Consider the following 19,053-nt stretch of genomic DNA (forward strand, 5'->3'; position numbering starts at 1 on the left):
CTGAGGCTGTCCTGATTTCCGTTACAGGAGTGAGGAGATAACTATGAATACAGAAAAACCGGGCGGCTCGTTTTATCAGCTCTCCGTGGATGAAACCCTGACCAGCACCAACAGCACTCCCGATGGCATCAGCAGCGCTGAAGCGACGGCGCGCTTACAGCAGTACGGTGAAAATGCGCTACCGCAAAAAGCGGGTAAACCGGCATGGCTGCGTTTTCTGGCGCATTTTAATGATGTGCTGATTTACGTCTTGCTGGCGGCGGCGCTATTGACGGCGGTGATGGGCCACTGGGTCGATACTCTGGTGATCCTCGGCGTGGCGGTGATCAACGCCCTGATTGGTCATATTCAGGAGAGTAACGCCGAAAAATCGCTCCAGAGCATTCGCAATATGCTCTCCAGCGAAGCGGTGGTGGTTCGTCAGGGGAATCATGAAACCATTCCGACCACGGCGCTGGTTCCCGGCGATATCGTGGTGATCCGCGCCGGCGACCGCATTCCAGCAGACCTGCGGGTTATCGAAGCGCATAACCTACGGGTGGAAGAGGCGATTCTGACCGGTGAATCAACGGTGGTGGAGAAAAGTACCGAAGCGCTTAGCGGCGAACTGCCGTTGGGTGACCGGACGAACCTGTTGTTCTCAGGCACCACGGTAAGCTCCGGTGGTGGCAAAGGCCTGGTGGTGGCAACCGGTGGCGATACCGAGCTGGGCCACATTAACCAGATGATGGCGGATATCGAGAAACACCGTACTCCGCTGTTGGTGCAGATGGATAAGCTCGGCAAAGCCATCTTTATCATCATTTTGGTGATGATGGCTGCGCTATTCGTCTTTAGCCTGCTGTTCCGCGATATGCCGGTTTCTGAACTGATGCTGTCGCTGATTAGCCTGGCGGTGGCGTCGGTACCGGAAGGGCTGCCGGCGATTATCTCGATTATCCTCTCGCTTGGCGTGCAAACCATGGCCCGGCAGAAGGCGATTATCCGCAAGCTGCCGACGGTCGAAACCCTCGGGGCGATGACGGTTATTTGCTCGGATAAAACCGGGACGCTGACCATGAACGAGATGACGGTTAAGGCCGTTATCACCGCCGATAAAGTCTATCGGGTGGAAGGGGACAGCTACGAGCCGGTGGGGAATATTCACCCGATCGATGAGCCGGACCCGATAACCGTCGCGCCGGGCACGCTGCTGGAGCGTTATCTGCGCACCATCGACCTGTGTAACGACAGCCAGCTAATCAAAGATGAAAGCGGGTTGTGGAAAATCACTGGCGGCCCTACTGAAGGGGCGCTGAAGGTGCTGGCGGCGAAAGTGACGCTTCCACCGGCGAGCACCGAATTGCGCAGTAAGATCCCCTTTGATTCGCAATACAAATATATGTCGACGCTGTACCGCATCGGCAATGAAGAGACGATTTTAATTACCGGTGCGCCAGATGTGCTGTTCCGCCTGTGCCAGCATCAGCAAACCGACCATGGGCTGGATCCGCTGGACCAGCCGTATTGGGAAGCGAAAATTGAAGAGTACGCGCGGGAAGGGCTGCGAATGGTGGCGGCAGCGTGGAAACCGGCGGCTGACGGGCAAACCGAACTCACCCATCAGGATTTGCAGCAGGGCGTCATTCTGTTAGGGATCGCCGGGATGATGGACCCGCCGCGACCGGAGGCCATTACCGCTATCGGCGACTGCCTGCAGGCGGGGATCCGCGTGAAGATGATCACCGGGGACCACCCGCAAACGGCGATGAGTATCGGCAAGATGCTGGGGATCGGCAACGCCGGGAACGCCATTACCGGGCGCGAGCTGGAGGTGATGGACGATATCCAACTGAGTGAAGCGGCGCAGAAATTCGATATTTTTGCCCGTACCAGTCCGGAAGATAAGTTCCGTCTGGTCCAGGCGCTGCAAAGCAGGAAAGAGGTGGTCGGGATGACCGGTGATGGGGTGAACGACGCCCCGGCGCTGAAGCAAGCCGATGTTGGTATCGCGATGGGCATCAAGGGCACCGAAGTGACCAAAGAGGCCGCTGATATGGTGCTGACCGATGATAACTTCGCCACCATCGCCAGTGCAGTCAGGGAAGGGCGGCGGGTTTACGATAACCTGAAGAAAACGATCTTGTTCATTATGCCAACCAACCTGGCGCAGGGGTTGTTAATCATTATCGCGCTGCTGGCGGGGAATTTGATTCCGCTGACGCCGGTGTTGATTTTGTGGATGAACATGGCGACGTCGGCTACGCTGTCGTTTGGTCTGGCGTTCGAAGCCGGTGAAAAGAACATCATGCGCCGTCCGCCGCGCGATCCTAAGCTGCATGTGATGGACGGCTTTGCCATCTGGCGGGTAATTTTTGTCGGTTCGATGATCGCCGTGAGCGCCTTTGTGCTGGAGGCCTGGCTACAGCCGCGAGGCTACTCACCTGAGTTTATCCGCACCGTACTGTTGCAGACGCTGGTCACCGCGCAGTGGTTTTATATGCTCAACTGCCGGGTGGCGGATGGTTTCTCACTGAGCAAAGGGCTGCTGGCGAACCGGGGTATCTGGATTGTCAGCGGCGTGTTGCTGGTGCTGCAACTGCTGATTATCTACGCGCCGTTTATGCAGATGCTGTTCGGTACCGAAGCGCTGCCGTTCCGCTACTGGGTGATCACCTTTATTATCGGTTTTGTGATGTTCCTGATTGTGGAAATTGAGAAGCCGCTGACGCGCAAGTGGCGCACGGCCTGAGTCATTCCCGGAGGCGGTGCTGCGCACCTGTCCGGGCTACCAGACAGCCGCATAATCGGTAGCCCGGACAGACGCAGCGCGCCGCCACCGTGGAAAACCAAAAAACAAAAGCCGACGCATAACGCGTCGGCTTTTCCGTTTCAGACAAAGAACACGATCTTAATGGATCAATCTTTGAGTTTAACCGGGTTATTACGATAGGCCGCCAGCTTCGCGCGCATCCAACTGCTGCTGTTGTTATTGACCGCGCTCACCACGCCGGTGGTGGCACCGCCGCCGACCTGCACATGGAAAATACCGCGTGACGGGAAATCCACATATTTTGGTTCAGTGAAATCCCACTCATGACGCTTGAACAGCTCGCGCGGATTTTTGCCCATCATGCTGGCGTGAACATCAAGGAACTCGATGTCCAACAGGTCAGCGTTAATGGCCTCCATAGAACTGCCGATTTCCGCATGGCCCATCAGGTAGCTGCCGCCGGTGCCCCAGAATTTCGCCTCTAACGCCCCAACTTGCTCGGAGACGGTGGCCAGACGGCTGGCCGGAACCTGCCATGGCAGCACCGGCTGGCGCAGATAACGGCTCAGCGCCGCGCAGAATTCGAAGGTGCGATCCCATTCAAACGGTGAGTAGCAGTAGCCGTTTTTGTAGGCGCGAGCGGTAAAGTCATCCGCCTCATAGCGGTCTGCGGCCATAAAGTCTGCGCCCTTAGCCACAACGGTGACCCCATTCGCATTGATGTATTCGATATCCTCAAAGACACCGACCAGCAGCGCGTATTCGGCGGTCAGCTTGCCTGCCAGAGTCGGGTCGATGGTCATTTTTTTCCTGGTGCCGTCTACGGCATCAAACACATCGTCATAGGTGAAATCATTATAAACCCACTGTGAACCGCCGACGCTCCACAGGTTCACCTGCCAGCCCAGCACCACATCCGGTGCCACTGCGCGCACCAGCCAGTTGACGCCTTTGATATAGCCTTTCAGGGTATCGGTAATCGCGGCAGGAACGGCGATATTCACGCCATGGTGTGCCAGAGCTTCCGCCAGCGGCTTGCGAACCGGAATCACATAGTCGGGAGAGAAACCGTACTTCTGACATTCGCCAAGGTAATCAGGGTTGACGATAAAGCCGCCCGGAACCGGATGCTCGTCATCTTTCATCGCCTGCGCCATTTGCAGCGCCTGAATGAAGTTGGCAAAGCTGAATTGATGACGCTCAGGATCGTCAATAATGTTTTCCACGTCACCCAGCGACAGGTTGCAGGTGTAGGAGACCATCATCGGCAGCACGCTGTCGCCAGTTTTCGCGGAAACATCACGAGCCATCTGGATGATTTTTGAAGTCGGCTCTTTCGCCGGATCCAGATACCCGGACGCATCGCCCATGCCGTCATCACCGGAGTATTTGAACAGGGAAGAGACGCGCGCTTCGGCCAGGTCATCCACGTTGCTTGGTGACATATTGGCGCAGCCGCCGAAGCTCAGGAACTCAGGGAAACCTTTTACGCACAGGTTGGCCCCTTCAACGATCGCGATGACCAGCGTCAGCGGGGTGTTTTTCTCAACGTTCAGCGTCTGCGTGGCGACATCGATATAGTACACAACGCCGTTATGGATAACGGTAGCGGATTCAACCTGATAAACGCCCGGTGCCAGCGCAATCGACGGCGTAATGCTGCCGGTTTGCATCGCCAGATCGGCGAAAGAGTACTGACGCGGAACGTCGCTGCCATCAACCAGACGCAGAGCGAAAGTATCGGCAACCGTTTTTTCGGCAACAACTTTGAGGGTTAATTTCGCAGAGGCGGACTGAGACTCGTCGCGCTGGTTAGCGCTGGTGAAGGCGATATCGTGAAGCTGGTTGTCCAGCGCGCCGTTCGCCGCATCAAAGCTGTAGTGAATATTGTTCAGTTTGATGTCATCGATGCAAACGGAATAAGTCCCGGCGATCGGTAGACGCTCCAGGCGTTGTTTTTGACCTGCGCGCATGGTGAAGTGCTGTTTGGCAACGCCGTTTTCCAGATAAACAACGTTCAGATCTTCGTTATACAGCGCGTGGGTGGCCGGTAAATTTACCGCCACGTCCAGAGTGGTGCTACGTTCAGCCTGGGCAAAGGTAATATCAAGCGGGGTGCGCTGGCCTTTAGTGATGGTCAGCTCCGTTGCGCTTAATTGTACTGCCGCGCTAACGGTACCTTCTGCGGTGCGCAGCTCTGCCGCGCTGACCGTGTAAACGCCTGCGTCGATATCAAAATTGGTGATGCCTGCTTTCGGAAGAAGCGTTTCGCTTTTCTCACCGCGAAGCAAAACCAGCGTAAGAGCGGTGTTTTCCAGTCCGGCCGGGAAGACGGCACAGGTCACGGCTAGTTCACCGGCAACGTCTGCTTCTTCATCAGCGGCAGCGGTGAAGGTGCTGCGGAAAGTCTCCCATTTTGGCACGGTATCGGAGGACGCATTGACGCCCATATGAATATTGGAAATAGAGTTGCCTAAGGCAGAACCATCGGCGGCAGTTATCGTCAGCTTAATATCAAAGATGCCGCTGGACACTTCGCTTGATTCAATATTTGTGCTTGTTAGACACCATGGGTTTGTCGATACGTTAATATCCCCGGCGGTAATTTTACCTGGTGCGATAAAAGTCAGGATCATTTTTTCTTTAATATCAACGCTGGCGCCGGTAGCGGATTTGAACCCACTAATATCGGCTGTCGGGTACCAGGTGTCGTTACTAATATTAAGTGTGAAATCTAATTGCATTTTTTATCTCCATGAAAATATGCATGATCAAAGGACCATATGTTAATTGCCATCCCGGCTGAATTTGTCTGGTGTTGGTGTAATTCAGTGCTCAAGCGCTTTTAGTTATAAATGAGTCGAAATAAAAGTGCATGCATATTACCGATAAAATGAGGCGCGCTGATTTAATATGATAACGAATATCCCGCACTGTTTAATCAGTGAGGAATATTAGGTGAGTGATGAGGTTAATGAGGGGAATGTGATGGTCTGTATGATGGGGCGGGAAGAGCCTGTTCCCGCCGTGTCCCGTACTGAGTTGGCTCTGCGTTTAAATACGTTGCTTCAAAAACGTATTTAATTCTCTGACGATACACTCGGGTTCATCGACCAGCGGCATATTGTCCATATCCGCAATTGCGTCTATTTTTTGCGAATTATCAGACTGCAATGCGGCAAATAATGGCGTGAAGTCAGGTTGCTCCGGGCCACGCTCGGCTACCAGCTCAAAGGTTTTATTGATTGCCGTGTCGTTGGTCAGAGCTGAAACCAGAACTTTGGCAATTTGTTTTCGCGAGATTACGCCATCGTCCGGGGTGCCGGCATGGCGGCGATCGCCCTGTAGCATCAGTAACTTATGCTCATTCTCATGGTTGTAATCGAACCAGCCCGGTCTGACGATGGTGTAGGGATGACCGCTGGCCCTCAGCAGGCGCTCGGCCCGACGCTTCCAGTCATGCACTTCCGTGCGTTGGTTAAATGAACTGAGCCGCTCGGTAACGCCGATGGTGGTCATCAGCGCAATTCGCACCTGGGTTGATTTAAGCAGCTTCAGGATATTGCGCACGCCGCCGTAGTCTATCGCTCGCGCGCCAATACGTCCCTGACCATCGGAGCCAAGGGTGAAGATGACGGCATCAATATCTTTCACCACATCCGTTAAGGTCTCCGGCATGGAGACGTCGCCGTAGACAACCTGCGCGTCGCGGGGGAGCAGTTTGACTTTGCGCCGATTTCTGACCAACGCTATGGGCTGATGGCCCATTTCGATCGCGGTTTCAACGACGTGAAGACCGATACTGCCCGTCGCGCCTGCAATGAGTATTTTCATGAGTGATATCCTGGATTTAATGCAGAAATAAATAGGTTAAAAACAGGATATCAATTGCCATTATGTAGAGTAACGAGGCTAAAATGATTGCGTCTATGAATCGCCTTCATAAGTTCTGCGTGCGGGCAATCAAGTTAACGAAGGAGCCCACCGATGCTTAAAGAGAACTTCAACGAACTGCAGATCTTTCTGATCGTTGCGAGGGAGCGAAGCTTTACCAAAGCGGCGGGTAAGCTTGGCGTTTCACAGTCGGCGCTCAGCCACGCCATAAAGGGCCTGGAGGAGCGTTTAGACATCCGTCTTTTGACCCGAACCACCCGTAGCGTCGCGCCGACCGAAGCCGGTGAGCGCATTATTGCCTGCCTGGAGCCGCGCATTGCCGATCTGGAACAGGAGCTGGAAGCCGTTATTCAGCTCAATCGCGCGCCATCCGGCAATATTCGGCTCTCGGCAGGCGAGCACTCCGCGCGCAGTCTGGTATGGCCGAAGCTTAAGCCTTTTCTCAAGGAGTATCCGGAAATCAACGTTGAGCTGGTGGCGGATAATGGCTTTGTGAATATTGTGGAGGGGCGTTTTGACGCCGGTATCCGCCTTGGCGAAAGCGTCGATAAAGATATGATCGCCGTGAAAATCGGCCCGGATATGCGCATGGCGCTGGTGGGTTCACCCGGCTATTTCGCGGAACATAAAATTCCCCAAACTCCACATGAACTACAAAATCATCGCTGTATCAACATGCGCCTGCCGACCGCCGGGGGACTCTATCACTGGGAGTTTGAGCGAGACGGTAAACCGCTGCGCGTCAGGGTGGAGGGGCAGCTGACGTTCAATCTGCTATCGGAAAGAATTGACGCGGCCCTGTCCGGGTTCGGTATTGCCTGCGTGCCGGAGGATACGATTGAGGGTCTGGTGAAATCAGGAGATCTGATTCAGGTTCTCGATGAATGGTGCCCCTCTTTTCCGGGATATTACCTTTATTATCCCAGCCGTAAACAGCACCCACCGGCCTTTGCCTTGCTGATTGATGCGCTGCGTTATTCTGAGTAAACGGCCTACGGCAACCCGCAGACCGAATTTAACCTTAACGCCCGACGCGGGCCATTAAGGCGGCAGGGTAGCGCTCGCCGACGATTTTCACCGTTTCCAGCGCCTGGGTGATTTTACGCAAATCCTCCGCTGAAAGGACGAGTTCAGCAGCGCCCAGATTCTCTTCCAGTCGATGCAGCTTGGTGGTGCCGGGGATCGGCACAATCCACGGTTTTTGCGCCAGCAGCCAGGCCAGCGCAATCTGCGCCGGAGTTACGCCTTTTTCGGCAGCCAGCTCGCCAAGCAGGGTGACCAGTTGTTCATTGGCTGCAATAGCCTCGGCGGCAAAGCGTGGCACTTTGCTTCTGAAATCATCTTCACCGAACGTGGTACCGGCTTTGATCGCGCCGGTTAAAAAGCCTTTGCCCAGCGGGCTGAACGGCACAAAGCCAATCCCCAGCTCTTCCAGTACCGGCAGGATCGCCTGCTCAGGCTCGCGCCACCACATTGAGTATTCGCTTTGCAGCGCGGCAACCGGCTGCACGGCATGGGCGCGGCGAATGGTTTGCACGCCTGCTTCGGAAAGGCCGAAGTGTTTAACCTTGCCTTCGGCAATCAGGTCTTTCACCACGCCGGCGACGTCTTCGATCGGCACGTCGGGGTCAACGCGGTGCTGGTACAGCAGGTCGATGACGTCGGTTTTCAGACGACGCAGCGAGCCTTCCACCGCGACGCGGATATGCTCCGGGCGGCTGTTTAAAATCTGCTGCTTGTTGTCATCGCCGAAGGTAAAGCCAAATTTAGTGGCGATAACGACTTGGTCGCGGAACGGTTTTAACGCTTCGCCGACCACTTCTTCATTCAGATACGGGCCGTACACTTCGGCGGTATCGAAGAAGGTTACGCCGCGCTCAACGGCGGCACGAATCAGTTCGATGGCCTGACGGGTATCGGTCGCCGGGCCGTAGCCGTGGCTCAGACCCATACAGCCCAGGCCGAGTGCCGAGACTTCAAGCCCGGACTGACCAAGAAAACGTTTTTGCATTGCGTTACATCTCCGTGGGTTTCTGATTAAACGTCCAGCTTACGACCGGCCAGCCATTCCACTCGGGCGGGGTCGCGATGTGAGAAAAAGGCGCTGGTGGCGGTGTCGATGGCGGTAATGTGCAGCATTTCGTCGGCGCTCAGCTCGAAGTCCAGCACGTTGATATTTTCGACCATGCGCTCTTTACGCACGGTTTTCGCCAGCGAGACGATGCCGCGCTGGAGGATCCAGCGCAGGACGACCTGGCCGACGCTTTTGCCATATTTTTCGCCAATGGCGGTTAACTCCGGATGCTGGAACAGACCGTTTTTGCCTTCAGCAAAAGGTGCCCACGCTTCAGGCTGAATGCCGCGGGTCAGCATCCACGGCACGGCGTGGAGCTGCTGATTAAACGGGTTCACCTCAATTTGGTTGACGGCAGGCACCACGTTATTGAAGGCGATGAGATCGGCGAGGCGGTCCGGGTGGAAGTTGCTCACGCCAATCGCGCGAATTTTCCCGGCCTGCTGTAGCTCCTCCATGGCGCGCCATGCACCGTGAACGTCGCCATAAGGCTGATGAATCAAATAGAGATCGACGTAATCCAACTGCAGGCGATTTATCGAACGCTCAAACTGCGCTTTGGCGCCTTCGTAGCTGGCGTCCTGCATCCACAGTTTGGTGGTGACGAAAAGCTCATCGCGCGCAATGCCGCTCTGCTTGAGCGCGTTGCCGACCTGAGTTTCGTTCAGGTAGGAGGCGGCGGTATCAATCAGGCGGTAGCCCGTTTCAATCGCCTCGACAACGGCGCGCTCGCACTCTGCGGCATCCGTCATTTGAAAGACGCCAAAGCCCAGCAGGGGCATTTCAATACCGTTGTTCAGTGTTACCGTTTGCATGACGTTATCCTTCCTCTTTTGTGTCAGAGAAGCATAGCGCAGAGTGATTTATTCGATTAGAGGGCGTAATTTTCTAGGGTTAATTAGCAGGATTCATAAATTGGCGAACCCTGCTGTTGCGAAACTTAAGGCAACTGACGGTACTCTTCGTCGGCCACCGGCTCCAGCCATTCGTTGGATGCACCTTCAGCGGGAACCGCCACGGCGAGGTGGGCAAACCAGCTGTCGGCTGCCGCGCCGTGCCAGTGTTTGACTCCCGCAGGGATATTGACCACATCCCCGGCGGTCAGCTCACGCGCCGGTTGGTTCCACTCCTGATACCAGCCGCGTCCGCCGGTCACCAGCAGGATTTGTCCGCCCTTATGATGAATATGCCAGTGGTTACGACAACCTGGCTCAAAGACCACGTTACCGATATTAACCCCTTCCGTGGAGAGCATGCTCAGGTAGCTGGTGCCCTGAAAATACTGCGCATAGGCTTCGTTTTTCTCCCCTTTAGGGAAGATACCGTTACCGTCAAATTGTTCGTTCATGTTGTCTCCGCGTTTTAATTTAAGCGTCCCGACGTTGTCCATCGGGATCCACTGTGTAAAGTGTAGTGAAAGCCTGATTAAATGATAAGATGCTCAAATATGAATACACTGGTGCAAAAAATTCACCAATTATGAGCAAAGAAAAATTAAACGATTTACAGGCTTTTGTGACGGTGGCCCAGGAGCGTAGTTTTACCCGAGCGGCGGCGGTATTGGGCATCTCGCGTTCGGCGCTGAGCCATACGCTGCTGGGGCTGGAAGAGCGCCTGGGAGTGCGGTTATTAATCCGTACCACGCGTAGCGTCTCGCCAACCGATGCCGGAAACCGCTTGCTGGCCGTGCTCGCACCGCGCCTGGATGAGATTGAGACGGAATTGATCTCGCTGCGTGCTTCACGTGATAAGCCTGCCGGAACGGTGCGTATTACCGCCAACGATCATGCCATCGTCACCGTACTCTGGCCCCGACTTCAGCCTTTATTAAATGAACACCCCGATATCAACATTGAATTCAGCGTCGGCTATGAACTGACCGATATTGCGGCCCAACGCTTTGATGCCGGGGTGCGGATGGGCGATCAGGTGGACAAAGACATGATTGCGGTGCGCATTACCCCCGATGTGCCGATGGCGGTGGTTGCAGCACCCGGTTATCTTTCCGGCAGGGCGGCGGTAACATGCCCTGAAGATCTGATGGCGCATAACTGCATCAATCTGCGGTTGCCCACCCACGGCGCGCTGTATGCCTGGGAGTTTGAAAAGGGCAGTCAAAAAATTAACGTTCGGGTCGATGGGCAAACCGTTTTTAACAATACCTTTTTGATGATTCAGGCGGCGCTGGACGGGGCCGGTATCGCCTATGTGCCCCGCGATTTAGTGGCGAAATATATCACCACTAAATCGCTGATACCCTTGCTTGCCGACTGGTGCCCGCATTTTCCGGGGTACTATCTTTATTACCCCGGTCGCCAGCATCTCCCGACGGCGTTTACGCTGGTGGTTGACGCTTTGCGCTGGCACCGACGGGCTTGATCAGCTGGACAGCGCCTGCTGTAGCGCATGGTCAGCACGCATAGCCGCTTCGCTTTCGCCATTTTCTCGTAGCACCTGCGCCAACTGGCGTAGCTGCTCGGCAGTGAGTCCAACCCGCAGACTGGCCCGCGTGTGCGACAGCAGCTGCGATTCCACGCCCGGCGTGGCGGCGAGCGCACCAACCGTTGCCAGCTCTCGGCTTTGCCAGTCGAGGTTGTCGCGGGCAAAGATATCGCCAAACAGATGCGTTTGCAGGAACTGATTAATCACCGGGACAAATTCAAAAAGCGGCCCCTGTACCGGTGCGCCTGAGATTTTGGTCTGGTTTGCGGTACCCACGGCGCGCAGCTCCGCGCCGACGGGAATCGGACTGGCTGGCTCTTTTCCTTCGATGTCATTGATGCCGCGTTGTTTACGCGTTTCAACCACCTTCATCAATTCATTCAATCCGTTAAGGCTACGAGGGAAGCCGGTGTAGGCATAGAGCTGGACGAGGATTTCTTTGGTTTCATTAATCGTGAGCCCGGCATCCAGACCCTGATTTAGCGCTGTGTTCAGCTTGTCCATCTGGCTGCTGGCCATTGATGCGGCGATCAGCGGGATCGCCTGCTGGCGAGCAGATAGCGTAGTGGAGGCGGTTTGTTGGTTCTCCATCGTAGAGGCTCCTTGCGTCGTCGGGGCCGCATTCACCGAAAGGTTACAACCAAAAATCAGCAATGCCGCTGCCGTTAGCGTTTTAATGCGCGTGGTATTGTTCATCCGTCACTTTCTCCATCCATTTAACGTTTTTACCCGCGACCGTACCCGTTACGGCCAGATGCGTCATTGCGCTGCCGGGCGCGGCCCCATGCCAGTGCTTAACCCCTGGCGGGCATACCACGACATCGCCGGGGCGGATGGTTTGCACGGGTTGTCCTTCCTCCTGAGTCAGGCCGACGCCGGAGGTCACGATTAGCCTTTGACCGGCAGGATGGGTGTGCCAGGCAGAACGCGCACCGGGCTCAAAGGTAACGTATGCGCCGGAGGCGCTAATGTCTTTGTCGGCGCTGAATAACGGGTCGACCCGCACGCGTCCGGTAAAGTTTTCAGCGGGGCCTGCCATCGCGCTTTGGCTCCCGGCGGGCGTAATCTGCACCGAGGCGTTTTGCCCCTCGGCCAATGAAGAGAAAGCGACAAACGGCAGTAACAGCGCGAGGTAACCTAATTTTCCAATCATGCAGGGCGTCCTTTTATGTCAATGAAGGGGGGTACTGCGTTGCGATAATTCTAATGGGCGTTCCATGTCGTCAGGCTGACGGTTGGCTGACATTGTTGTCAGTTGGCGGTGCGAGGGCGAAGGTGAGGCCAAAGGTATTGTGGCCCCCTTCGCTGCGCGCAAAAACCTCGCCCCGGTGCATAATGGCCACGGCATGAACGATTGAGAGCCCCAGTCCGTGATGGGTATCGCTCTTAGCGCGAGAAGCATCAACGCGATAAAAACGTTCAAAAAGGCGATGTAAATGGGCAGAGGCGATCGGCTCTCCGGGGTTCGATACTGCGACACAAGCCTGATTGTGACTTTCGCTTAAGCGGACGATAATCGTACTGCATGGTGGCGCGTGCCTTGCGCTGTTTTCCAGCAGATTAGCCAGTGAACGGTGGAACAACCGCCGGTCGATATGGGCGGAGACATCGCCTTCGATCTCCAGCGTGAGCTGTTTTTCAGCGAAGGAGGGTTCCACGTATTCTGCCGTTTTCAGCGTCTCTTCACGTAGCGAGACGCGGCTTAACTGCGCGGCATGAACACCGGCGTGGGCATGTGACAGGAACAGCATGTCGTTAACGATTGACGTCATCCGCTCAAGTTCTTCTAGGTTTGAACCCAGCAGTTCTTCAAGTTCATCATGCGAGCGTCGGCGCGATAGTCCGAGCTGTGTTTGGCCAATCAGGTTGGTGAGTGGGGTACGTAGCTCGTGGGCCACGTCGGCGTTAAAGCTTTCAAGTTGCCGCCAGGCAATTTCCTGACGTTCCAGCACACCATTAAATGACCGTGCCAGCTGCTGCAACTCCTCAGGCAGCGCGGTGCTATCGAGCCGCTGACCATGATCGCCCGGTGCCAGATGCTGCGCCTGCTGGCTTAGGGCGCTAACCGGGCGCAGGCCAATTCTGGCGACCATGTATCCCAGCAGCGCGACAATAACCACGCCCAGTGCGGTAATAATCAGCAGCGTGCGCGTGAACGCTTCCAGCGTGCCCATGTATGGTGTGGAATCGATGGCGACCACATAGCGTAGCGCCGGCCTTTCACCGTTGGCGGGGATCGTTTTGACCAGCAGAAAAAGCGAACATGCGCCTTGCGAAGCGCCGGGCATTTTATTGAAACCCTCCGTCAGCGAAGACCACTGAACCCCGAAGGGGGGCGCTCCGCCCACGTTAAAATGAGGGTTATCGCTGACTATCCAGTAGCGAACCCGCTCGCCTTCAGAGTTGGCCAGAACGGTAAATTTACTGGCAAGCGTAGACCAGCCGTCGGCGGAGGTGCGCGATACGATCCACGGGCTCATTAATGATTCGCGAAACAGTAGCTCGTTATGCATCTGTTTTTGCAGTGAGTCATGCAGCGAGCTTCGCAGCAAAATGCCGATGGTCGAGACGATCAGTAGGGCGGACAACGCGAACATCAACGCCAGATGTACCGAGATGGCGCGCTTAAACATGTTTTTCCATCACTTCTTCAGGCCTGACTTCAAGAACATAGCCCATGCCGCGCACGGTATGCAGCAGCTTGATCCCGAACGGCGCATCAACTTTGGCACGCAGGCGTTTGATGGCGACTTCCACGACGTTCGCGTCGCTGTCGAAATTCATATCCCAGACCTGTTCGGCGATCATCATTTTGGACAGGATCTCTCCCTGGTGACGGGCCAGCAGGCTGAGCAGGGAAAACTCTTTGGCGGTCAGCTCCAGGCGCGTTCCGGCGCGCAATACCCGGCGAGCCAGCAGATCCAGGTGCAGGTCGTGTATTTGCAACTGCGTAATATCTGCGCCGTCGGCTGAGCGGCGACGCACTAGCGCCTGAATGCGCGCCACCAGTTCAATCAGGGAAAAGGGTTTGGGCAGATAATCATCGGCACCCAGGCGCAGGCCTTTAACTCGCTCATCGACGGACCCCCTGGCGGATAGCATGAGTACTGGTGTTTGTTTACTGGTGCGAAGGTTTTCCAGTACCCGGTAACCGTCCATGCCCGGCAGCATGACATCAAGGATTATCGCGTCGTAGTCGAACTCCTGCGCGTAGTGCAGGCCTTCGGCTCCATCGGCAGAGACATCAACCGTGAACCCCGATTCGCCCAGCGCGCGCGTCAGGTAGCTTGATGTTTTTTCTTCGTCTTCCACTAACAGCAGGCGCATAGCAATCCTATCCTTATCCGTTTTTTAAGGGGGCTTCGACATCGGAATAAACCTGTACCGCATCGGGTAGCCTTTGGCCTCTGATGGTTATGGCATCCAGTGAACGGGTGAGCTCGGTCATTTCAGCGTTTGTCAGCTTGATGGCAGCTGCGGCAGTGTTTTGCAGCATATGGTCGCGGTTGGTGGTGCCGGGAATTGGCACAATCCAGGGTTTGCTTGCCAGCAGCCACGCCAGCGCAATTTGGCCCGGCGCGGCATTTTTTCTTAGCGCCCAGCTTTTTAGTAACTCGACGAGCTGGAGATTGTGCGCCAGATTATCCGGAGCAAAACGAGATTCCGTGGCGCGGAAATCGCCGGGAGCAAATCGGGTATTGGCATCTATCCAGCCAGTTAAAAACTGTACGCCCAGCGGGCTCCACGGCACGAAACCAATCCCCAACTCTTCGCATACCGGCAGCGCGCTTTTTTCCGGGCCGCGCCAGAGCATCGAATATTCGCTTTGGACTGCGGTTACCGGTAATGCCGCGTGGGCGCGTCTTAGCGTATTAACGCCCATTTCCGATAATCCCCAGTGCAGTACCTTTCCTTGAGCCATTAGGTCTTTTACGGCGCCCGCGACGTCCTCAATCGGGATCTGTGGATCGACCCGATGCTGATACAGCAGGTCGATGCGATCGGTTCGCAGGCGTTTAAGCATGTTTTCGACGACTTGTTTGATATGCTCCGGGCGACTGTTTAGGCCAGGAAGGCGCTTGCCGGTCTGCTGATCGATGTTCCAGCCAAACTTGGTGGCGATAACAATTTTGTCGCGAAAAGGGGCCACACCTTCGCCGAGGATTTTTTCAACTTCAAACGGGCCGTAGGCTTCCGCCGCATCAAATAGCGTGATGCCGCGATCGAAGGCCTGGCGAATGATATTCACCATCTCCGGACGCCAGGGCACGGAAGTGTCGTATTTACGGCTCATGTTCTGTACGCCCAGACCGATAGCGGACACTTCGAGGTTGCCCAGTTTGCGTTTATCCGGTGCGGCAGAATGCAGGTTGCTTTGACCTCCGGCGCTAGCGATTTTTTCTGTCGCGTAAACGTGAGAGACCAGCGAGGCTGCAGCGACCCCGGCCCCTGCAATCAGCAATTTACGCCGTGCTGGCATAGAAGGGACGTCTGCGTCGTCGGTGAATCGTTGTTTATTGCTCATGAAAGGCTCCTTTTCTCGGTAGTTTGGCCTGCGCTTATTCTGACTCCCGTTTGCCAACATAAAGCTGACCGTTTCCTGACAGCGATGTCAGAAACCTGTGCAAGATATTTCTGACAAAATTGTTATTCATTCGTCATGATGCTGACAGTTCTCTCTTCCTAATCTGAATACGTTATTTGCCATCGCCAGCCTGGTGAATTCAGGCCATTATTTATTCGGGAGAGATCATGAAAATTACGCTTTTAAATACCGTTTTACTGACGGCCATGATGAGTATTTCATCGGTGCATGCCGCTGATTACAAACAAAATCCTTTTACTCTGGTGTATGACGGAGCGATAACTGAAAATGTCAAAGGCAAGGTCAACATTCACCCGGTAAAATATGATCTGCACGGCATCCAGATTGCCGCCAATGTATACACCCCGGCCAATTACGATCCGGCTAAAAAATATCCGGCGGTGGTTGTTGCCCATCCTAATGGTGGCGTGAAAGAGCAGGTTGCCGGGTTATATGCTCAGCGCCTGGCGGAGCATGGATATATTACAATTACCGCCGATGCGGCTTATCAGGGAGCCAGCGGCGGTATGCCGCGCAGCGTGGATAAACCAGCCAATCGCATTGAGGATATTCACGGCATGGCTGACTATCTCAGCCAGTATCCCGGCGTTGATACCGCGCGTATTGGCCTACTGGGCATCTGCGGCGGTGGCGGCTATTCGCTAAAAGCGGCGCAGACCGATAAACGTTTTAAAGCGCTGGCGACGCTCAGCATGTTTGACTCCGGGCTGGTGCGCCGCAATGGCTATCAGGATTCACAGATTTCCACTATCCAGGAACGTCTGAAGCAGGCAACCGACGCGCGTATCAAAGAAGTCACCACGGGTGAGGTCAGCTATTCCGGTGATGCTAACCTGACCGATGAACAAATCGCCAAACTCCCATTTGATCTGTATCGCCAGGGCTACGAGTACTACTGGAAAACCCATGCTCATCCGAACTCAACCTTCCGCTATACCACCAGCAGCCTGCTCGATTTAATGCGCTTTGATGCGCAAAGCAATATGGACCTTATCAACCAGCCGCTGCTGATGATGGCCGGTACCAAAGCAGATTCGCTGTATATGACCGAAAGCGCGTTTAAAAAGGCCACCGGTACCGCAAATAAAGAACTGTTCCTTATCGACGGAGCGACGCATATTGAGACCTACTGGGTGCCGCGTTATGTCGACCAGGCCATGAGCAAGCTCGACAACTTCTTCGATAGCAATATTTAAGTCGTAAGGCCAGCTTCATCAGGAGGTTGGCCGTTTCTCTGCATTCAGAGTAACGGAGTTGGCGGCTAAGATAATTACGTTCAATAAATAGGCGCTATGAGCATAATTCATTAAACGGAGTTTCGCGGTTTGTATTCAGAATGCGGGCTGTGGGGGAGGGCGTCTGGTTCAATCAGAGAAATGTTTGACGGAGGGGTTGGACAAGGGGGCGTTTTGATAATATTTGAAAAAAATGATGCCATCTATACCCTAAATAATTCGAGTTGCAGGACAAGGCACTCGTGCCTTGAACAGCGATTGCGTTGGCCCCGAAGGGGCGAGGCCGCAGGCCGAGTAACGCGGCAAGTGAGCGAATCCCCAGGAGCTTACTCAGGTAAGTGACTGGGGTGAACGAAAGCAGCCAACGTACATGCAACTTGAAGTATTACGGGTATATAGAATAAACGGCATCATCGTTTTATTACTTGCTGACTTTTACCCGCATTTCATTAACTTGCGCAGGGACAATTTTGTGCCCTGACTTCAGATAATCAATCACGAGATCAGACATATTATCCCCGGCACGGACTTGTATATTTTTCCCTTCTTTAAATGCCAGAAAACCATCGCCTCCTAAAGCAAGGAACGTCGTGGTTGCGACATGGTAACTCTCCGTATCCACAATCGCTTTGCCGTTGATTGTGAAAGACACCATGCGCTGCCCGACTGGTTTCTGCGGCATATAACGCATTTCAGCACCCTTTGACATTTGTAATATGCCATTAGTGAGTGCTGCCCCATGTTCCATCAGATTACGCAGATCCTTGCCGCTGAGATCCATCTCTGTAAGCTCATTCTTGAAGGGGAATGTACTGGTAATGTCGCCAAAGGTAATAGGCCCCGCGTTGAGATCGGCCCGTAAGCTACCGGAATTAATCAGCGCGATCTGTGCATTTGGCGCGGCGACAAGCATTGCATCTGTAAACAGGTTGCCAAGTTGTGATGACTCGCCATAGGCGCGGGTTAACGTGACAGGTGATTCACCGACTGGTTGGCGCACGATATCCGCGAGTTTTTGATTCCAGCCATCGATAACTTTCTGCGTTGTTGGATCAGGTTTCCATTCATCAGCATAAAGTGTTTTTAGCTCGAAGCTTTTCACTTCATGAGTACGGGTTGCAGGTTCAACATTGAGTACTAATTTACCCACATCGATACCGCCGCTGTCAGTAGAAAGGATTAACGTATTTCCCACCTTGATAGGTTCTGGTGTTCCTACATGAGCGTGCCCGGTGATGAGAATATCAAGTCCGTTAACCTGAGTTGCGGTCTGAATATCTTTATCCAGTGCACGCCTGACATCTGTATTACCAATACTGGACTGACGTGCTGGAACGCCTTCATGAACAAGTGCGACGGTGACGTTAACTTTGCCCCGTAATTCATCCAGATAGTGCTGCAGATATTTCACTTCATCGCGAGCCTCAATCCCCTGATTCTTGAGGACTTCTGCTGATTTATCAAAGCGGTTGTTTTTATCATTATCGAGACCCTGGAGCGAGAGCTCTGAAATCGTGTCATTAAACGCAAATACACCGTGTAGCCCAATAACTCCAATTTTTACGCCATCTTTTTCCAGGATGGTATACGGTTTGTTCCAGAAAGGTATCTCGCTATCCTTGTGGAACACATTCCCCAATAAAACGGGGAAGTTCGCCTTACTTAGCTGGCGTAAGAGATTATCCCAACCATGATCAAATTCATGATTACCAATGGATACCGCATCAAAGGGCATAGTATTCATAATATCAATTATTGCCTGACCCTTTGTCAGGCTGCTGATATATGGTCCAGTAAAATAGTCGCCGGCGTCAAAATAAAAGGTGGCTTTGTTTTTTTCTTTTTCCTGCTTTACTAATGTCGTTATATTAGCAAATCCGCCAATTGCCCGCTTTCCGTCTGCGATATACGGGAGTTTGTATGCATCAACATGAGCATGGAGATCATTGGTATAAATAATGGTGACATCTTTCGCGCAAGCCAAAAATGGCAACGTCAACAGAATACCTGCTGCAATCATTTTTATCTTCATAGCCAATTCCTTTTAGTC

At 54.1% G+C, this 19,053-nt stretch carries 15 protein-coding genes; 4 read left to right on the forward strand and 11 right to left on the reverse strand.

What is annotated here, in order from left to right; all coding sequences use genetic code 11:
• The first annotated feature begins 43 nt into the window (after window positions 1-43).
• Window positions 44-2,731: a cation-transporting P-type ATPase gene (locus ACMYSL_RS10625; RefSeq protein WP_434662700.1), complete on the forward strand. Its 2,688-nt coding sequence runs from the start codon at window positions 44-46 to the stop codon at window positions 2,729-2,731.
• 167 nt (window positions 2,732-2,898) lie between these two features.
• Here the strand turns inward: ACMYSL_RS10625 and ACMYSL_RS10630 are convergent, their stop codons facing one another.
• A complete protein-coding gene (locus tag ACMYSL_RS10630; protein WP_434662703.1) occupies window positions 2,899-5,496 on the reverse strand; it encodes a hypothetical protein in 2,598 nt (865 codons plus the stop codon).
• A 310-nt stretch (window positions 5,497-5,806) separates the two neighbouring features.
• Entirely contained in the window at window positions 5,807-6,586 is a 780-nt protein-coding gene (locus ACMYSL_RS10635; protein ID WP_434662705.1) for an SDR family oxidoreductase, read from the reverse strand.
• A 153-nt stretch (window positions 6,587-6,739) separates the two neighbouring features.
• On the opposite strand from ACMYSL_RS10635, the gene ACMYSL_RS10640 reads away from it, so the two are divergent.
• Complete coding sequence (locus tag ACMYSL_RS10640; RefSeq protein ID WP_182239710.1) at window positions 6,740-7,633, forward strand: LysR family transcriptional regulator; 894 nt, start codon at window positions 6,740-6,742, stop codon at window positions 7,631-7,633.
• Between the two features lie 34 nt (window positions 7,634-7,667).
• On the opposite strand, the gene ACMYSL_RS10645 is transcribed toward ACMYSL_RS10640, so the two are convergent.
• From ACMYSL_RS10645 to ACMYSL_RS10655, 3 genes are all read right to left on the reverse strand, one after another.
• Window positions 7,668-8,657: an aldo/keto reductase gene (locus ACMYSL_RS10645; protein WP_434662707.1), complete on the reverse strand. Its 990-nt coding sequence runs from the start codon at window positions 8,655-8,657 to the stop codon at window positions 7,668-7,670.
• A gap of 26 nt (window positions 8,658-8,683) precedes the next feature.
• A complete protein-coding gene (locus ACMYSL_RS10650; RefSeq protein ID WP_434662709.1) occupies window positions 8,684-9,535 on the reverse strand; it encodes an aldo/keto reductase in 852 nt (283 codons plus the stop codon).
• A gap of 125 nt (window positions 9,536-9,660) precedes the next feature.
• Window positions 9,661-10,068, reverse strand: coding sequence for a cupin domain-containing protein (locus ACMYSL_RS10655; protein WP_181485734.1), 408 nt, complete (start codon window positions 10,066-10,068; stop codon window positions 9,661-9,663).
• A 128-nt stretch (window positions 10,069-10,196) separates the two neighbouring features.
• On the opposite strand from ACMYSL_RS10655, the gene ACMYSL_RS10660 reads away from it, so the two are divergent.
• Complete coding sequence (locus ACMYSL_RS10660; protein ID WP_434664021.1) at window positions 10,197-11,099, forward strand: LysR family transcriptional regulator; 903 nt, start codon at window positions 10,197-10,199, stop codon at window positions 11,097-11,099.
• On the opposite strand, the gene ACMYSL_RS10665 is transcribed toward ACMYSL_RS10660, so the two are convergent.
• The 5 genes from ACMYSL_RS10665 to ACMYSL_RS10685 form a co-directional block, all read right to left on the reverse strand.
• Window positions 11,100-11,858: a carboxymuconolactone decarboxylase family protein gene (locus ACMYSL_RS10665; protein WP_434662711.1), complete on the reverse strand. Its 759-nt coding sequence runs from the start codon at window positions 11,856-11,858 to the stop codon at window positions 11,100-11,102.
• On the reverse strand, window positions 11,836-12,315 hold the full coding sequence (locus ACMYSL_RS10670) for a (R)-mandelonitrile lyase (protein WP_434662713.1): 480 nt from the start codon (window positions 12,313-12,315) through the stop codon (window positions 11,836-11,838). Before ACMYSL_RS10670 ends, ACMYSL_RS10665 begins: the two co-directional genes overlap by 23 nt.
• A gap of 70 nt (window positions 12,316-12,385) precedes the next feature.
• Window positions 12,386-13,795 carry a heavy metal sensor histidine kinase gene (locus ACMYSL_RS10675; RefSeq protein ID WP_434662716.1) on the reverse strand — a complete coding sequence of 470 codons (1,410 nt, stop codon included), beginning with the start codon at window positions 13,793-13,795 and terminating at the stop codon, window positions 12,386-12,388.
• A complete protein-coding gene (locus ACMYSL_RS10680; RefSeq protein WP_181485738.1) occupies window positions 13,788-14,489 on the reverse strand; it encodes a heavy metal response regulator transcription factor in 702 nt (233 codons plus the stop codon). The genes ACMYSL_RS10675 and ACMYSL_RS10680 overlap by 8 nt, the downstream gene beginning before the upstream one ends.
• A 13-nt stretch (window positions 14,490-14,502) precedes the next feature.
• Window positions 14,503-15,687 (reverse strand): aldo/keto reductase, encoded by a 1,185-nt coding sequence (locus ACMYSL_RS10685; protein ID WP_434662718.1) that lies wholly within the window; start codon window positions 15,685-15,687, stop codon window positions 14,503-14,505.
• Between the two features lie 227 nt (window positions 15,688-15,914).
• Here ACMYSL_RS10685 and ACMYSL_RS10690 point away from each other — a divergent pair, with 227 nt between their 5' ends.
• Entirely contained in the window at window positions 15,915-16,964 is a 1,050-nt protein-coding gene (locus ACMYSL_RS10690; RefSeq protein ID WP_304260124.1) for an alpha/beta hydrolase, read from the forward strand.
• A 460-nt stretch (window positions 16,965-17,424) separates the two neighbouring features.
• On the opposite strand, the gene ACMYSL_RS10695 is transcribed toward ACMYSL_RS10690, so the two are convergent.
• Window positions 17,425-19,035 carry a bifunctional metallophosphatase/5'-nucleotidase gene (locus ACMYSL_RS10695; protein ID WP_434662721.1) on the reverse strand — a complete coding sequence of 537 codons (1,611 nt, stop codon included), beginning with the start codon at window positions 19,033-19,035 and terminating at the stop codon, window positions 17,425-17,427.
• Window positions 19,036-19,053: the final 18 nt, after the last annotated feature.

The organism is Klebsiella sp. MISC125 (assembly GCF_051131775.1).
Taxonomy (GTDB): domain Bacteria; phylum Pseudomonadota; class Gammaproteobacteria; order Enterobacterales; family Enterobacteriaceae; genus Klebsiella.